This window comes from Lysinibacillus sp. G1-3 (assembly GCF_056322905.1).
Genome location: NZ_JBWHYQ010000005.1, coordinates 30,716 through 47,167, shown reverse-complemented (window position 1 = coordinate 47,167; position 16,452 = coordinate 30,716). Strand labels below are relative to the sequence as shown.

12 protein-coding genes are annotated in these 16,452 nt (G+C 37.6%); 4 read left to right on the top strand and 8 right to left on the bottom strand.

Going from position 1 to position 16,452, the window contains the following annotated elements:
- Window positions 1-27: 27 nt before the first annotated feature.
- From ACVYAD_RS06240 to ACVYAD_RS06220, 5 genes are all read right to left on the bottom strand, one after another.
- Window positions 28-1,995 (bottom strand): methyl-accepting chemotaxis protein, encoded by a 1,968-nt coding sequence (locus ACVYAD_RS06240; RefSeq protein ID WP_476425299.1) that lies wholly within the window; start codon window positions 1,993-1,995, stop codon window positions 28-30.
- A gap of 241 nt (window positions 1,996-2,236) precedes the next feature.
- Window positions 2,237-4,204: a methyl-accepting chemotaxis protein gene (locus ACVYAD_RS06235; RefSeq protein WP_476425297.1), complete on the bottom strand. Its 1,968-nt coding sequence runs from the start codon at window positions 4,202-4,204 to the stop codon at window positions 2,237-2,239.
- Between the two features lie 240 nt (window positions 4,205-4,444).
- Window positions 4,445-6,862, bottom strand: a complete 2,418-nt coding sequence (gene pheT / locus ACVYAD_RS06230) for a phenylalanine--tRNA ligase subunit beta (protein WP_386831804.1) — start codon at window positions 6,860-6,862, stop codon at window positions 4,445-4,447.
- A 12-nt stretch (window positions 6,863-6,874) separates the two neighbouring features.
- The gene (gene pheS, locus ACVYAD_RS06225) at window positions 6,875-7,912 is read right to left on the bottom strand and encodes a phenylalanine--tRNA ligase subunit alpha (protein ID WP_197144733.1); all 1,038 of its coding nucleotides are present in this window, start codon (window positions 7,910-7,912) and stop codon (window positions 6,875-6,877) included.
- Between the two features lie 1,038 nt (window positions 7,913-8,950).
- A complete protein-coding gene (locus ACVYAD_RS06220; RefSeq protein WP_349659257.1) occupies window positions 8,951-9,715 on the bottom strand; it encodes a TrmH family RNA methyltransferase in 765 nt (254 codons plus the stop codon).
- A 249-nt stretch (window positions 9,716-9,964) separates the two neighbouring features.
- Between ACVYAD_RS06220 and ACVYAD_RS06215 the strand changes: the two genes are divergently transcribed.
- Window positions 9,965-10,360, top strand: a complete 396-nt coding sequence (locus ACVYAD_RS06215; protein WP_349659256.1) for a (deoxy)nucleoside triphosphate pyrophosphohydrolase — start codon at window positions 9,965-9,967, stop codon at window positions 10,358-10,360.
- Between the two features lie 13 nt (window positions 10,361-10,373).
- Here ACVYAD_RS06215 and ACVYAD_RS06210 read toward each other — a convergent pair whose 3' ends face one another.
- Complete coding sequence (locus ACVYAD_RS06210; RefSeq protein ID WP_476425493.1) at window positions 10,374-10,550, bottom strand: BBE domain-containing protein; 177 nt, start codon at window positions 10,548-10,550, stop codon at window positions 10,374-10,376.
- A gap of 564 nt (window positions 10,551-11,114) precedes the next feature.
- Between ACVYAD_RS06210 and ACVYAD_RS06205 the strand changes: the two genes are divergently transcribed.
- From ACVYAD_RS06205 to ACVYAD_RS06195, 3 genes are all read left to right on the top strand, one after another.
- Entirely contained in the window at window positions 11,115-12,530 is a 1,416-nt protein-coding gene (locus tag ACVYAD_RS06205; RefSeq protein ID WP_476425294.1) for a LysM peptidoglycan-binding domain-containing protein, read from the top strand.
- A gap of 224 nt (window positions 12,531-12,754) precedes the next feature.
- Window positions 12,755-12,916, top strand: coding sequence for a YfhD family protein (locus tag ACVYAD_RS06200; RefSeq protein WP_197144730.1), 162 nt, complete (start codon window positions 12,755-12,757; stop codon window positions 12,914-12,916).
- 12 nt (window positions 12,917-12,928) lie between these two features.
- Window positions 12,929-13,120 (top strand): H-type small acid-soluble spore protein, encoded by a 192-nt coding sequence (locus tag ACVYAD_RS06195; RefSeq protein WP_079563186.1) that lies wholly within the window; start codon window positions 12,929-12,931, stop codon window positions 13,118-13,120.
- A 336-nt stretch (window positions 13,121-13,456) separates the two neighbouring features.
- Here ACVYAD_RS06195 and ACVYAD_RS06190 read toward each other — a convergent pair whose 3' ends face one another.
- Together ACVYAD_RS06190 and ACVYAD_RS06185 are read right to left on the bottom strand one after the other, a co-directional pair.
- Window positions 13,457-15,553: a bifunctional diguanylate cyclase/phosphodiesterase gene (locus ACVYAD_RS06190; protein ID WP_432760132.1), complete on the bottom strand. Its 2,097-nt coding sequence runs from the start codon at window positions 15,551-15,553 to the stop codon at window positions 13,457-13,459.
- A 263-nt stretch (window positions 15,554-15,816) separates the two neighbouring features.
- Complete coding sequence (locus ACVYAD_RS06185) at window positions 15,817-16,338, bottom strand: sigma-70 family RNA polymerase sigma factor (RefSeq protein WP_476425292.1); 522 nt, start codon at window positions 16,336-16,338, stop codon at window positions 15,817-15,819.
- Between the last annotated feature and the right edge of the window lie 114 nt (window positions 16,339-16,452).

Below are 16,452 nucleotides of genomic sequence, written 5' to 3'. Positions count from 1 at the left end.
AAACTTATCAAAAAGTTTTCGTTTCAATTAATATTTGAATTGTTGAATCGTTTGTTGAAGATTTTCAGACATTTTAGCTAGGGTAGTGGCTGATACTGCGATTTCTTCCATAGAAGCAAGTTGCTCCTCAGTTGCAGCGGAAATATTTTGTGCACTTGCTGTAGTTTCATTCGTTTGTTCAAGCACACTTTCAATCCCCATCGCCACTTGATTGGCGTGTTGAGACATAACTTTAGATGCTTCTGAAATTTGTCCTATTTCAGAGGTTACACTTTGTACATTCGTACGAATCTCTTCAAATGACTTTCCTGCCATGTTTGTTATATCAATCCCCTTGACGACCTCAGCTGAACCAGCAGCCATTGATTCAACTGCTAGATTTGTATCTTCTTGAATCTGCGAAATAATATCCTTAATTTGCAGCGTGGATTGTGCGGATTGTTCAGCTAGCTTTCGTACCTCTTCAGCTACGACCGCAAAACCTTTTCCTTGTTCACCCGCACGTGCAGCTTCAATTGCTGCGTTTAAAGCTAATAGGTTTGTTTGATCAGCAATTTGGGTTATAGCCTCAACAATGTGCTCAATTTCGTGAGAACGCTTGTCTAATGTTTGCACTGTATTTTCTAGTGCTTGTACAGTATTCTGAATCATGATCATTTGTTGAACAGCTGTTTGAATAGTCTCATCACCGATCATAACAGCGTCCATAGCTTTATTAGACATATCACTTACTGCACCTGCTTTTGTAGAAATATGCTGAATAGATGATGACATTTCCAGTACAGCACTATTACCTTCACTAACAGTCTCTGCTTGCATATCAATCGTTTCAGAAAGTGTTTGAATGGAATCAACAATTTGTGATGTTGCTCGCTTATTCTCTGCAGTACTTGCAGTCAGCTCCTCTGAAGAATTGGCCAATAAATTCGATTTCTCACCAATATTACCAACTACTTCACGTAACGAAGAAATCATTTTATTAAAAATAGTAGCCAGTTTCCCAATTTCATCATCTCTTCTTATGTTGATAAAATTACGTAAATCTCCTTCTCCTACTTGTTCAGCAACTGTAGATAGTTCTTTTAGTGGACGAATGATTGAGGCAATGATCATGCCACCTATGATCCCACAAATAATTAAAGCAGTAACAATGACTGCTATAGTCGATTTTAAAATTGGCGCTGTGACAGCTGTGACATCCGCTACATCCATAACACCGATAATTTTCCACCCTGTTAGTTTATTAGTAGAGAAAAATACTTGATGTTCCTCGCCATCTTCCTGAATTGTAAAGCTACCTTCTTCTTTTCCTTGCATCTTTTCTATGTACGAATCTTTCAGCTTAGTTCCTACTTCAACATTCGGATCTGCTATCGTAAGATTATTGGCATTCACTAATGAGGCATAGCCACTTTTCCCAATCTCTACAGCATCTACGAGCTCCGCAATTTCGCCAAGTTTCAAATCTATGGAAACAACCCCGGATTTGTCACGCAATTCTGCCGCTACAGTTAAAGTTAAATCGCCTGAAATATTTGATTTATATGGGTCCATCACGACGCCTTTACCCGGCGACTCTATAGCCTTTAAATACCAAGGTCGCAAAAATGGATTATAATCAGAAGGCATTTCATGATATGGATTTCGTAAAAAACCATGGCCTTCTAGAGTTAACGCAACTACTGAAACACTATTATGTAAAGCATTGTATTTATCTAATTCCTTTAATGCTGCTGCATCTTGCCAATCCTTATTAAAATAAGCAGCCAAATATTCTGCATCACTTATGATTGGGGAAATTTCTTTTGTAACTAAAGTATTTATTAAATCGACATTCTCACGAGATTTATCACTTAATTCGTTATAATATAAATTATCTGATTTCAAGTATGAGAATGTACCAATTGCAATACTCGGAATTAAGAGTGTCATTGTAATAGCCCAGATTAACCGAGCACGCACAGATAAGCTTTTTCGTTTTCGATACTCTTTCAAAATCATTATCTCCTCTTACTATTTTTTTCTATCCAATTTCTACTATACACATAATAAATACTCAAGATTTATTTTTTGTTATTTCAAAATATTATTAAAAACGCGAAATATCCAAAAAGTATGCAGTAGCTGTTACTCATAAAATATTAATACGTTCGCCTGACGGCTTTCCAACTAAAAAAGCTGCCTCATTACGAGACAGCTCACAAAAGTATTATTATAATTGGATTTTTGTTTAGCCTTAATATTTAAACTGTTTAATCGTTTGTTGTAGATTTTCAGACATTTTAGCAAGGGCTTCGGCCGATGCAGCGATTTCTTCCATAGAAGCAAGCTGTTCCTCTGTTGCAGCGGAAATATTTTGTGCATTTGCTGTATTTTCATTTGTTTGCAGAAGCACACTTTCAATTCCGATTGCCACTTGATTGGAATGTTCAGATATAACTTTTGCTGTCTCTGAAATTTCTCCTATTTCATAGGTTACGCTTTGTACATTATTATTAATTTCTTTAAATGACTTTCCTGCCATATTTGTTACTTCAATTCCCTTTACGACTTCAGCTGAGCCAGCAGTCATTGATTCAACCGCTAGTTTTGTATCGGCTTGAATATAACCAATGATATCTTTTATTTGCATTGTTGATTGTGCGGATTGCTCTGCAAGCTTTCGTACCTCATCAGCAACAACTGCAAAACCTTTTCCATGCTCACCAGCACGAGCAGCTTCAATTGCAGCATTTAAAGCTAAAAGATTTGTTTGATCAGCAATTTGCGTAATAGCCTCTACAATACGTCCGATTTCATTTGAACGATTACTTAATGTTTGAACCGTACTTTCCAGTTCCTGAACAGTACTTTGAATCATTTCCATTTGGCCAATTGCTGTTTGAATAGTTTTGTCTCCTATCATAACAGCCTCCATTGCTTTATTCGACATTTCATTAACGGTATCGGCCTTTACTGCAATTTGTTGAATCGATGAAGACACTTCAAGTACAGCGTTAGTGCTATCATTAATTGTTTCTGCTTGCACATCAACCGTTTCAGCAAATGTTTGAATGGAATCAACAATTTGTGATGTAGCTCGTTTATTTTCTGATGTACTTGCAGTAAGTTCCTCCGATGATGCAGCTAACTGATTTGATTCCTCACCAATGTTACCAACTACACCACGCAAAGATAGAATCATTTTATTGAATATATCCGCCAATTTACCTATCTCATCTTCTCTTTTAATTTCAATTAAATTGCGTAAATCACCGTCTCCTACCTGCTCAGCTACTGTTGACAACTTTTGTAATGGCTGAATGATTGATCTTACAATGAAGGCACCAATGATTCCAAATATGATAAGAGCAATAACAATGACTGTCACAGTGTTTGTTAAAATTGGTTTTGTAACAGTTCCTACATCTGCTAAATCCATAGTACCAACAATTTTCCAACCTGTTAGTTTATTGGTAGTAAAGAACACTTGATACTCTTTTCCATCTTCCTTAATGGTAAAACTACCATCTTCTTTTCCTTGCATCTTTTCTATATATGACTTTTTGAGCTCTGATCCTACCTCTAACTGTGGATCAGCAATAATAAGATTATTGGCATTTACTAAAGTAGCATAGCCATTATCACCAATTTCCACTGATTTCACTAGCTCGGAAATTCCGTCTAAATTTAAACCAATAGAAATAACCCCTGAACGATCCTGTAAACCAGCTGATACTGCTAATATTAATTCACCTGTAATTGTTGATTTATATGGATCAATCATAACGTTTTTGCCAGGTGATTCAATAGCCGTTAAGTACCATGGTCGCGTAAATGGATCATAATCAGTTGAAGATTCAGCTTGTGGCTCACGCATAAATTTGTGCCCCTCAATTGCCAAATTGACAACAGAGACGTTGCTATGTAAAGCATTATATTTTTCTAATTCCTTTAAAGCATCTGCATCTTGCACATTCTTATTAAAAGAAGCAGCTAAATATTCCACATCACTTTGAATAGGTGATATCTCATTTGAGATGAGTGTATTTAATAAATTTACATTTTCGCGTGAGCTTTCACTTAATTCCTTATGATATTGATCAGAAGACTTCAAATACGAAAACGAACCAATAGCAATGCTGGGGATTAAAAGTGTCAAAGCAAACGCCCATATTAATCGGGCTCGCACGGAAAGGCCTCTTCTTTTTCGTTGATTTTTCATATTAGCTACCACCCCATAGTAAAATTTTCTATCCAAAACTTACTATACAGTTAATATGGGTCAAAAATTTATTTTTTGTTATTTCTAAATATTGACGAAAAACTTAGATAAGGAATTAGCTTAAAGTATCTTCTCTCCTTTTTCTCATACTCCTGTGAAAACAACCTTATAACAGTCTAATGATGTTAACAAAACAAAAAGCTGCCTCATTACGAGACAGCTCACAAAAAAATTATTTATTTAGCGTACTTCTGTGCCTTCAATTGTTGCAATAGCTTTTAACACTTTATTATGTGCTGCAACAACCTCTTCATCTGTTAATGTACGTTCTGGATCGAAGTATGTTAGGGAGAATGCCACTGATTTTTTACCAGCTTCCATTTTTTCACCTTCATATACGTCGAATACACGAACGTCTTTCAATAATTTCACGCCTGCAGAACGAATCGCAGTAATAACTTCACCAGCAGTTGTTGCACGGTTCATGATAAGCGCAATATCACGAGACATTGCTGGGAAACGAGGCACTGGTGTATAGGCAAGAGGTGCTTCTTTTGCATTAGCATTTAATAATGTTACGAGATTCATCTCCATTACATATGTGTCTTTTACACCCCATGCTTTTTGTTCTGCTGGATGTAATCCACCGATAACGCCGACTTGTTCACCATCAAAAAGAATGCTAGCAGTACGTCCTGGGTGTAATCCATCTACTTCAGCTTTCACAAATGAAATACGGTCCTCTAAACCAAGCTTACCGATAACACCTTCTACAATGCCTTTTAAGACGAAGAAATCTACTGCTTTTTTCTCACCCTGCCAAGCATGGTCAAGCCATTTGCCTGTTACTACTGCCGCCACATGCTCTTCCTCATATGGTAGCCCTTCTTCTGTTTGACCAAGGAATACTGAACCAATTTCATACAATGCCACATTGTCAGCCTTACGAGCAACATTATAAGCAGCAGCTTCAATTAAATGCGGGATAAGACTTTGACGTAGAGTTGAACGGTCCTCGCTCATCGGCATTAGTAAACGTGTTACTGGCTCAGCTTTCAATGCAAAGCGTTGTGACAATGCCTCTGAAGTTAGTGAGTAAGTCACAGCTTGGTAAAGACCTGCGCCTTCCATATAATTACGAACTACTCGACGATTCGCTTGATATGGTGTTAGACGGCCTACTTGGTTTGCTCCCTCTGGTAAAGTCAGCGGAATTTCATCATAGCCGTATAGACGAGCAATCTCCTCTACTATATCTTCTTCAATTTTAATATCTTGACGACGTGTTGGTGCATCAACGATTAGTAAACCATTTGCTGCTTCTACACCAAATTTAAGACGCTCTAAAATAGATAGCATTTCTTCTAGTGAAATTTTCATACCTAAACGTTCATTAATGAAATCTGGCGAAACAACAACACGTGCTGGTGATTTATCTAGTTCATCAACGATGCACGTTCCTTCTAACACTTCACCACCAGCTAATTCAGCTAGTAGCGCTGCAGCACGCTCTGCAGCAGGTAACACACGGTTAGGATCTACACCCTTTTCAAAGCGAGCAGAAGCATCTGAACGAAGTCCAAGATGACGCGATGTTTGACGTACAGATAATCCGTCGAAGTAAGCAGATTCAATTACAACTGTTGTTGTAGAATCATTTACTTCAGAGTTTGCACCGCCCATTACACCTGCGATAGCTACCGGCTCTTTGCCATTTGTAATGACTAAATCTGTAGCTTTTAATGTGCGCTCTTGCTCATCTAAAGTAGTAATTTTTTCGCCCTCTGCTGCTTTACGCACTACAATTTCACCTGTTGCTAGGCTATCGTAGTCAAAGGCATGAAGCGGTTGGCCGTATTCCATTAAAATGTAGTTCGTTACATCGACAACGTTATTATGCGGGCGTACACCTGCTGCCATTAAGCGATTTTGTAGCCACATAGGTGATTCTGCGATTTTTACGTTTTTCACAACTTTTGCTACATACATTGGGTTTGCTTGTAAATCTTCCACTCGAAGCTTTAACATGTCTTCAGCTTTTTCAGAAGATGTGCTGTAGGCGATTTCTGGATACTTCACTTCTTCAGATAGAATTGCCCCAACCTCGTACGCTACACCTAGCATTGACAATGCATCTGAACGGTTTGGTGTTAGGCCAAGCTCTAATACTGTGTCACGTAGACCTAAAATAGCAAGGGCATCTGAACCAACCTCAGCATCTGCAGGAAGCACATAAATCCCTTCAGAATATGCTTTAGGTACAAGTTTACCTTCGATTCCTACCTCTTGTAATGAACAAATCATACCGTTTGATTCATGTCCTCGAAGTTTTGCTTTTTTTATTTTAATGCCGCCTGGTAAATGTGCACCTGGACGAGCGACAATTACTTTTTGACCAGCATCAACGTTTGGAGCACCACAAATAATTTGTTGTGGCTCAGCTTCACCCACATCCACTTGGCAAATATTTAATTTATCAGCTTCTGGATGTTTCTCTTTTGAAACGACATAGCCGACAACAATTTTATCCATTCCGTTAGCACGATCAATTACTGCATCTACTTCAATTCCAGAGCGCGTAATTTTTTCAGCTAACTGTTCAGACGTTAAATCCTGTGCACTTACATAATCTTTTAACCATTCTAATGATACTAACATTTTTTATCCTCCTTACGCCTCTGTTCGCTCAAATTGTGATAAGAAACGTGTGTCACTTGTATAGAAATGACGAATATCGTCGACACCATATTTCAACATTGCAATACGTTCAGCACCAATACCGAATGCAAAGCCTGATACTTTCTTCGGATCATAGCCAGCCATTTCAAGTACATTTGGATGCACCATACCAGCTCCTAAAATTTCAATCCAACCTGTACCTTTACATACGTTACAGCCAGAACCACCACATTTGAAGCAAGAAATATCCATTTCAACAGATGGCTCTGTGAACGGGAAGAAGCTTGGGCGAAGTCGAATTTCGCGGTCTGCACCGAACATTTTTTTCGCTAATGTATCAAGCGTACCTTTAAGGTCACTCATGCGAATGTTTTCACCAATCACTAATCCTTCAATTTGCATGAATTGGTGAGAGTGTGTAGCATCATCGTTGTCACGACGGAATACTTTCCCTGGGCAAATAATGCGAATCGATTCACCTTTTTTCTCTTCCATTGTGCGAGCTTGCACAGGAGATGTATGCGTACGTAATAATATTTCCTCGGAAATATAAAACGAATCTTGCATATCACGAGCAGGGTGTCCCTTCGGTAAGTTCAGTGCCTCGAAGTTATAATAATCCTTCTCCACTTCCGGACCTTCTGCAATTTCATAGCCCATACCGATAAATAAATCTTCAATTTCTTCAATAACGCGTGTTAATGGATGACGATTCCCAACTTTAATTTCACGACCAGGTAAAGTGACATCAATCGACTCACTCGCTAATTTTTCAGCAATTGCCGCTTCCTCTAGTACCGTAACCTTTTCCTCTAATACAGCAGTTACATTTTCACGAACTGTATTGACTAAGGCACCCATTTTCGGGCGTTCCTCAGCTGATAATTTCCCCATCCCCTTTAATAAATCAGTGATAGGTCCTTTTTTCCCTAGATATGCTACTCGCACATCATTTAATTCCTTTAAATTTGCTGCCGCTTCAATTTTAGCAAGTGCTTCTTGCTCTAATTGCTTTAATTGCTCTTCCATGTAATAAACCCTCCTTGATTAAATCAATTTTGCCTTGGCGTAATCGCGTCCGGATTTTGAATTGTGCCCAGGCCTGCAGATGTTTTTTGTGCGAAAGCGCAGTGCTAACGTAGCGTCAGCAACACGAGGGCCGACACGATGTCGGTCATTTCGGTAATGCCACAGGACTTGGCGTTTTTACCGATGCAGGTCAGTCAGCCGTTTTCGCAGGATGCGAAGATTTTTAGGCTAACATCCTTAAATTCATTCCTTTGAAAATCCGTGATATCCGCCGGAGGCTTTATATTCATTCAGTAGTTTTTGAACACCAGCTGAAAAGGAACCACATCCGCATTTATCTCACCACCTTCAAAGGTGGGAGCCTTCTGTACCTGTCGCTACGCTTTCGGTACATAAAACATTTGTAGCTAACGTTTCACTTTCGCTCAAAAAGATTTGCTGAATGAAGATAAATGCCGATACTTCGATGGCACAAAAAAACCTCGCCCCTAAAAAAGGGACGAGGACATATTCGCGGTACCACCCTAGTTATTGCAAGGCAAACTCCTCACAATCACTTCATTGACATAACGACTAGATTAAAGCCGGCAAACCTTTACAGCATTTCGCTGGTCCCGGTAGCTGCTCGCGAGATGAATTCAAAACTGCATTGGTACGGCGCTGGCTCTCAATCTCCGGCCTACGCTCCCTGTCGTCCATTCACAATCTTTACTACTTCCCGGTCAAAGCATTTAGTATTCATATATACATTTTACATGTGATTATACAATACTATACCAATTCAAATCAAGAGCCATGTGCCTATTGCCATCGATAATAATGGTTATAACGGCAATTTTTAGGCCCATCACCATAACGTGTGGTTGATTTCCGTTCCGACTGAGCGCTTTGTTGCTGCCGCTTCGCTTTCGCACAGTTAAAACATTTGTTGCTGCCGCTTCGCTTTCGCACAGAGCTTCCTGGGGGCGTCTGATGAGCCACTTGGGCCAACAGATGTCACCGTATACTTATAACCACAGTTGTAATTGCTTTGATTTACTACTTTACAAATCCATATAAAACGATTCCTGTTGCTACTGCAACATTTAAAGACTCTGCTTGTCCCAAAATTGGAATAATCATATTTTGATCTGTCATTGAAAGTAGTTGTGGTTGAATGCCACTACCCTCATTCCCCATCATGATAGCGAATGAACCAGTATGTTCAATATCACTATAGACAACTGCATCCTCATCTAAAGCAGTACCAAATACCGGTACATCATTATCTTGTAGCTGCTCAATCCATTCCTCTAAATCACCACGAAGGACAGGAATATGGAAATGTGATCCTTGTGCAGAGCGAAGCGTTTTAGGATTATATAGATCAGCACAGCCCTTGCCGAGAATTACTGCATCCAAACCAGCGGCATCAGCAGTACGAATCATCGTCCCAATATTTCCTGGATCTTGGACGGCGTCAATTAGTAGCACCTTGCGCCATGAAGCCATTACATCATCTTTTAACAAAGGCTGCTTACAAACTGCAAATACACCTTGGGATGTCTCTGTTTCAGCAAACTCTTTGACAACAGCCGCTGTTACTTCTATTGTCGCTACATTATCGATTGGCCAAAGCATTGGTAAATCAACACCTTCACGTACAATTAGCTGCAGCACCTGCTCCTTATTTTTTAATGCTTCCTCCACCAAATGGAATCCCTCTACTATGAATTCTCCAGATCTTTCACGCTCTTTCCGTGTCGTCGCTAGTTTCTTCCAATATTTCACTAACGCATTTTGCGTAGATTCAATTTTTTTCATCGTTCCTCGTACCGCCTTTTTCCTATATAATGTTCATTATTATACAGTAGAAAACGACAATTACATAGTCATGCAAAAAACAGTTTAATTGTTATTTCTCCGTTTACCAATTATCGGAAAGAAAGCGCCCAGCCGGAACGGAAATCAACCCACGCTATGTAAATGAGCAATATTATTCCCTACTAGATATCCAGTGATATATGTTATAATTTTCAATATTTTAACAATGCGCAACGGGGATGAAAACAAATGAAAAAAAATGTACATGTAGTAGGTGCCATTATTGAAAATGAAAAGCATGAAATTTTTTGTGCGTTAAGAAATCCTAATATGGTACTAGCAAATTATTGGGAATTTCCTGGTGGTAAAATCGAAGAGGGCGAATCGCCTGAGCAAGCTTTATCCCGTGAAATATTAGAGGAATTTAATTGCTCTATACAAGTTGGAGAAAAGGTTGAGGATACCATTTATGAATACGAAAAATTTATAGTACGCTTAGAAACATTTAAAGCGTCGATTGTACAAGGAGAGCCGGTTCTACTAGAACATACTGCCATTAGATGGGTTCCTCGACATGAACTTCTAAATCTTAATTTTGCTCCTGCTGATATTCCAGCGATAAATAAAATACTTGTAGAAAAGTAGTGGTAAAGTGAATTTATTCAGTGGGATTTTCTTCATCTCCCACTGAGTAGTCGTCTTCATCAATTGGACTTAAAGCAGGTGGTGGAATACTTTGAGGAAAATTAAATACATTTAACGGATCGTATTTTCCCTTTACTTCTCTAAGCATTCTAAGATTACGACCATAATAGGCAGTTGGCCAATTTTTTATAAAACGATCTGGTAAATTTACATCATCTCCAGTTGTGAAAGGTGATAAAGCCCGCCTTAAATTTTCTACCCAATGAATATTTTTTCTTCCTCTTTAAGCTTTTGCCATGATGTAATATACTCCTAAACAATTAAAGCATTTCCATAATAATAAGCTGTTCGACTTGATGTAATTTGACTTACTGCCCCTCTAAGCGATTGCTGCCAAATGGATGCATTTCTATTGGGTGCGTTAGAAAAAAAGTCTTTCATTTGTACAATGGCAGCATGAGGGAATGGCCTTTCAATAAAGGATCCTGACCTTTTACGAAGAGCTGGTTTATTGCCGCTCGGTAAATCAAAAAACTCTACACCTTTAATATACGGTCCTTCCTTTATCCATATGCCCGTGTGAACCTGCTTTTTTATAGGATGGAGTAGTTTCTTTAGCTCAGTTGTTGTACCTATAAACTCACCTTGAGAATATGAAGTTTGTAATTTTTATCACGTAAAAATGAAAGATAAATGCTCATTCCCTTTATTCATACATATGATGCTATATTGAAACCACTAAGGAGGTGTCCTAATGATTATTCATGTGGTGAGCGCTGGTGAAACGCTTTGGCAAATTGCAAACAGCTATTCTGTACCTATCAACTCCATTATCCAATTAAACGCTTTATCTAATCCAAACCAATTAGTAATCGGACAATCACTCGTTATCCCTTCCCCTTACACAACCCATATTGTAAAAAGGGGTGATACCTTATGGTCAATCTCCCAACAATATGGGGTGACTATGCAATCGATTATCACAGAAAACCATTTAACGAATCCAGATGTTTTAACACCTGGCACTACACTAATTATTCCACCCATTACACATATTGTGCTACCAGGGGAGACTTTATCGCAAATTGCCACGCAGTATGGAACGACTGTGCAAGCAATTGTTTTAGAAAATGAAATTACAAATCCAAACATGATTTATGCTGGTACGCATTTGATTATTCCGAGAGCAAAGCCTTCCATTGAAGTAAATGCTTATACGTATGAAGAGCCTAAAGAAGCTGTGCAGTCGATAAACGCGGTTGGTCATTTACTAACTTATTTTAGCCCCTTTGCTTATATGGTGAAGGAGGATGGAACACTACAGCCTATAAAGGATAAAGAAATGATTGATGCTGCCATTGCCAAAAACGTCACTCCTATGCTAACACTTACGAATTTCTCTTCCACAGAAGCCGGTTCCAACTTATCACATGTTATTTTATCTAGTGCAGAATTAAGGAAAAAGGTTATCGACAACACTTTACAAGTGATGCAAGAAAAGGGCTATAAAGTTCTAAACGTCGATTTTGAAAACGTTCTTCCAGCAGATCGGGAAAATTATAACACTTTCCTTCAATTAGCTGTTGATACCCTTCACCCAAAAGGATTCCTAGTATCAACGGCACTTGCGCCAAAAACGAGCGCAACGCAGACAGGCACTTTATACGAGGCACATGATTATGAAGCACACGGAAGAATTGCAGACTTTGTTATTTTGATGACATATGAGTGGGGATATCGACTTGGTCCACCACAAGCAATTTCACCTATTAACGAAATGAGAAAAGTTGTGGAATATGCATTATCAGTTATACCTGCTAACAAAATATTTTTAGGCTTTGAAATTTATGCCCGCGATTGGCTTCTACCACATGTTAAAGGTCAAGAGGCAGAAACATTTAGCTCTCAAGAAGCACTTAACAGAGCAAGAAAATATGGCGCAACCATTCAATATGATAGAACCGCACAGTCACCATATTTCCGTTATGTCGATGAACAAGGTAGAAATCACGAGGTATGGTTTGAAGATGCTAGAAGTGCACAAGCTAAGTTTGACATGACGAAGCAATATAATCTTCGAGGTATAAGTTATTGGGCATTAGGTTTTCCTTTCCCTCAAAACTGGGCGTTATTAAATAATGATTTTTCCATTAAAAAAGTTTCATTATAAAACATGAGGGTAATTTCGCTAGACTAGACGCTTTCTAGGATGTCCGATGAACTGTTTTAGGAAGGCGTTATTATAACTTAGTTTGCGCATTTAAGGCTTTATTATTAACCCAAAAAGTTCTAAACATTTCTACAATAAATTCTTATCTTCCCTAGTTTTTCCCATGATAAAAAATCAAATCAAAGCCATATTAAGAAATATCAAAACGAAAGGAGAAACTAAACATGGGAAGAGACAATAAGCAAGGTCAAAGCGCAAACAAAGGGTCATTACCTCAAACGCCAAAAAACCAAAAAATAGCACCAAACAAAGTTAGTGAAGAATTTTCTCAAGAGTTTATGAACCTGATTAATACGGTTACTAAAGAAGGTAAGACAAAAAAATAAGGGGGGCTTCAAGTGGATTTTGAACGTGCGCAAGAAATTGTCGCCTCACCAAAAGAATATGAAGTAAGCTATAATGGCGTATCAATCTGGATTGACAAGCTTCACGATGATGGTAAAACAGCAACTGTTCATTTACGGCGTTCTTTAGAAGAACGATCCGAAGTGGACATAGGAGAATTAAAGGAAGAGTACCTCGCACATTAAATATAAAACTGCTTACTTTCAATGATGAAGTTGAAGTAAGCAGTTTTTATGTTGTGAAAAACTATTAAATCAATGAACTAAGGTAAGTATCCTATCTAAAAAAGTATTGCAATTCGGTAAAATGAGTATTTATTCTGGCATGCCATTCCAATTTCTATCCACGATTTTGGGGGGTCTATCCACGCTTGGCGGTTCTACAACCACTTTTGCGGTTCTTTCCGTCGCTTCGGCTTTTCTTTCCGTCGTCTCGGCCTTTCTTTCCATCGCTCCAACTTCTTTCCGCCGCCTCGGCTCTTCTTTCCGTCGCTCTATATCCCGTCTCTGATAAGCCTAACTTTATATTACGAAATCCTCTTCATATTTGAACTCTTTTAAAACATCTCTTGCTCGCCTATGTAACTCCTTAAAGTTATTGGAAATCTCTTCTGCGGAAATCGGCTTACTAAATAAATAGCCCTGGATATAATCGCAGCCACCGTCTATGAGGAAAGCAAGTTGCTCCACTTCTTCAATTCCTTCGGCAACAACCTTTAATCTTAAATGCTTTGCCATGGATAAAATCATAGAAACGAGGGCTTCATCATTTGGATTATGTTGAATATTTCGTACGAACGTCCGGTCAATTTTCAAACAATCAATCGGAAAATCTTTTAAATATGAAAGCGACGAATACCCTGTCCCAAAGTCATCAACAGCAATTTGGATACCAATAGTCTTTAATTCATGAAGTAGCTGCGTTATTTGATCGATGTTCATCGTCATACTTTCCGTAATTTCTAATTGTAAGTATTTTGGTTCTAATTTTGTACATTGTAAAATTTCTTGTACCATATGCACTAAGTCTTGCTGGAATAATTGTCCGATAGATAAATTTACGGCAACCTTCATTGGTGGTAAACCTTGCTCCCTCCATATTTTTGCTTGAGCGCACGCCGTCTCTAAAATCCATTTCCCTAAAGGGATAATAAGGCCAGATTCTTCTGCAATCGGGATAAACTGTTCAGGTGAAACAAAGCCACGGGTTGGATGACGCCAACGTACTAGTGCTTCAACAGAGTCAATTTTATCCGTTTTTATATTTACTTGTGGCTGAAAATCTAAGTAAAATTCTTCATTAGCTAATGCTTTATGGAGCTCTTGTTCAAGCAATAGACGATCAGCAAGACCATTTGACATATACGGCTTATAAAAAAGAACTCTTTGAGGTATTTGGCTAGCTTCTCTCATTGCTAACTGCGCATGCATTAAAAGCTCTTCACCTGAGCAATTTTCTTCATGCGGGGCAATCCCAATATTAAGATTCCCAGTGAGTGTGAATAGGTGTACTTGTAATGGTCTTTTCATAGCGCTCTTCAAATTCAAGCAAAATTGTACTAACTCTTCCCTCGTCTTCACATGATTAATATAAATAATAAACTGCCCCTCAAGAAGCTTTGTTGCAAAATAATGAGGTGGTAATATAGCTTGAATTCTCTCTGCTACGAGCTTCATCATTGTATTAGAATAATTAATACCTATAGATGAGCGGATAGCGGCAAGGCGATCAATCTCAATCGCAATGATTGCTTTTTGACGACTATTGTCATGTAAATCCTCTTTTAAGGTTTTCAATAATAAATGTTCATTTGGAAGCTTTGTAATGTCATCGTGAAAAGCTTGAAAATGAAGCTCCTGCTGTGAATGCTCAAGATCTCGCTGTATTTTTAAAAGTTGCTGAAATGGTTTTTCAACAGTTGTATAGTAAATAGCCTTTAGGAAAAAGAAGAATGCAAAAAATTGATAAATTAATGCTGAAAAACCCCAAATTGATTTTAAATCTTTGATGAATGCAAAGAAAATGTCACTAATAATTAAATACATTGCTGCGCTAATAAGCCACATAACTCGTTTAGGCAGCTTTTCTTTATACTTACTTAAAATCACTATCGTTACACCTTGTAAGACAGCAGACAACAAATGAACAATAGCGTTTGCTTTCAGTAATAATTGTTCTTCAAGTAAAAAATATTTTGAAGAGAGATACACTAGAAAAAGAATCAGTAGTACAAATAATAAGGAACTGCTATATGAATAATTACGATCTTTCATCGTTAAGCGTTTTTTTGGCTTTAAAATAATAAAGAGAAAACCGATTGATAAGCATAAACGCTTTATTAAATCCAACCATATTTCCAAATATAGTGTTTCAGCCATTGGATATTGAGTCAATGACAAGTTCACTAATTCAAACAAGGCGATGATAAAAAATAAATTACCTATGTATAATGTTTGATTTGATAATAAATGTGAAAAAACGAGCCACGATTGAATAGCGATTGCCATTGTAAATACAATAGTTAGTACTTGTATAATCAAATTCAAACAAATGTAACTTTCTTCATTAAAAGAACCAAGTACTTGATTACTTAAACCTAACAAAGGTAACACTAGCATTAGTGGCAATACTATATACCAAATCTCTTTCTTTTTTATCTCAAATTGATTCAACCTATTCTCCAACAGAAACCCTCCAACCAATATATATCAAATTAGATAGGTAATATGTTCTATCCAAAGGGAATATAAAATTAAAAATTGTATTTTTCTTTGACTTCTTACAAATCATAGCATTTTTATTGGAAGTTGTATGCAAATTTTAAAAGTATGCCAATATTCATTTTTCACTGATATTAGCATACCTTTATTGCTTTACAGCACTATTCTTCTTTAGAATTTAACAACTCGCGAAGCTTAATCATTATTCTTGTACGTCTTTTTTTAACTGCCTCGACAGATACACCTAGTTCTTTAGCAATTTCCAAGTAACTATAACCTTCTACATAAAAAAGTAGTACTATTTTTCTTTCCTCTAATTTCAAATGAGACATAAACCATTCTAAAAGAGCTGGATTTCTTTCGCTTATATCATGATCTCGAATATAATTTATCGTTTCATGATCCATAGGTGTATTCATATTTTCAAAACTCTTTTCCTTTGAAAGCTCTTTTAAAATTTCTCCTTTAACGGTTGTATAAATATAAGCAGAAAACAGTCCTTTTGTTTGATCTGCTTTACGCCAAGCATTCCACACGGCTATGGAAGCTATATGACGATAATACTCATAATCCTTATAAATTTGGCACTTTAACAAAATTGATGTGATCATCGGCTGGACTAATTCTAATACTTCATCAAATGGTAGTTCAGTTGATAACTTTTTATTATGCTGAGTTGTCATCCTATTGTCCTGTCGACTGTGCACAGTCCATTATTCCTAGGTACCTCTATCTTAGTTAATAGGCTATAAGGATGTCGAACAGCCCTTTTATCAATATGATCAGCAAGTTTTTAT

Coding starts and splice junctions, on each gene's coding strand:
- pheT (WP_386831804.1), bottom strand. CDS start 6,862: ATGTTAGTATCATTAGAATGGTTAAAAGATTATGTAAGTGCACAGGAT.
- ACVYAD_RS06190 (WP_432760132.1), bottom strand. CDS start 15,553: ATGCTAGTGTTACCTTTGTTAGGTTTAAGTAATCAAGTACTTGGTTCT.
- ACVYAD_RS06205 (WP_476425294.1), top strand. CDS start 11,115: ATGATTATTCATGTGGTGAGCGCTGGTGAAACGCTTTGGCAAATTGCA.
- ACVYAD_RS06200 (WP_197144730.1), top strand. CDS start 12,755: ATGGGAAGAGACAATAAGCAAGGTCAAAGCGCAAACAAAGGGTCATTA.
- ACVYAD_RS06235 (WP_476425297.1), bottom strand. CDS start 4,204: ATGAAAAATCAACGAAAAAGAAGAGGCCTTTCCGTGCGAGCCCGATTA.
- pheS (WP_197144733.1), bottom strand. CDS start 7,912: ATGGAAGAGCAATTAAAGCAATTAGAGCAAGAAGCACTTGCTAAAATT.
- ACVYAD_RS06185 (WP_476425292.1), bottom strand. CDS start 16,338: ATGACAACTCAGCATAATAAAAAGTTATCAACTGAACTACCATTTGAT.
- ACVYAD_RS06215 (WP_349659256.1), top strand. CDS start 9,965: ATGAAAAAAAATGTACATGTAGTAGGTGCCATTATTGAAAATGAAAAG.
- ACVYAD_RS06220 (WP_349659257.1), bottom strand. CDS start 9,715: ATGAAAAAAATTGAATCTACGCAAAATGCGTTAGTGAAATATTGGAAG.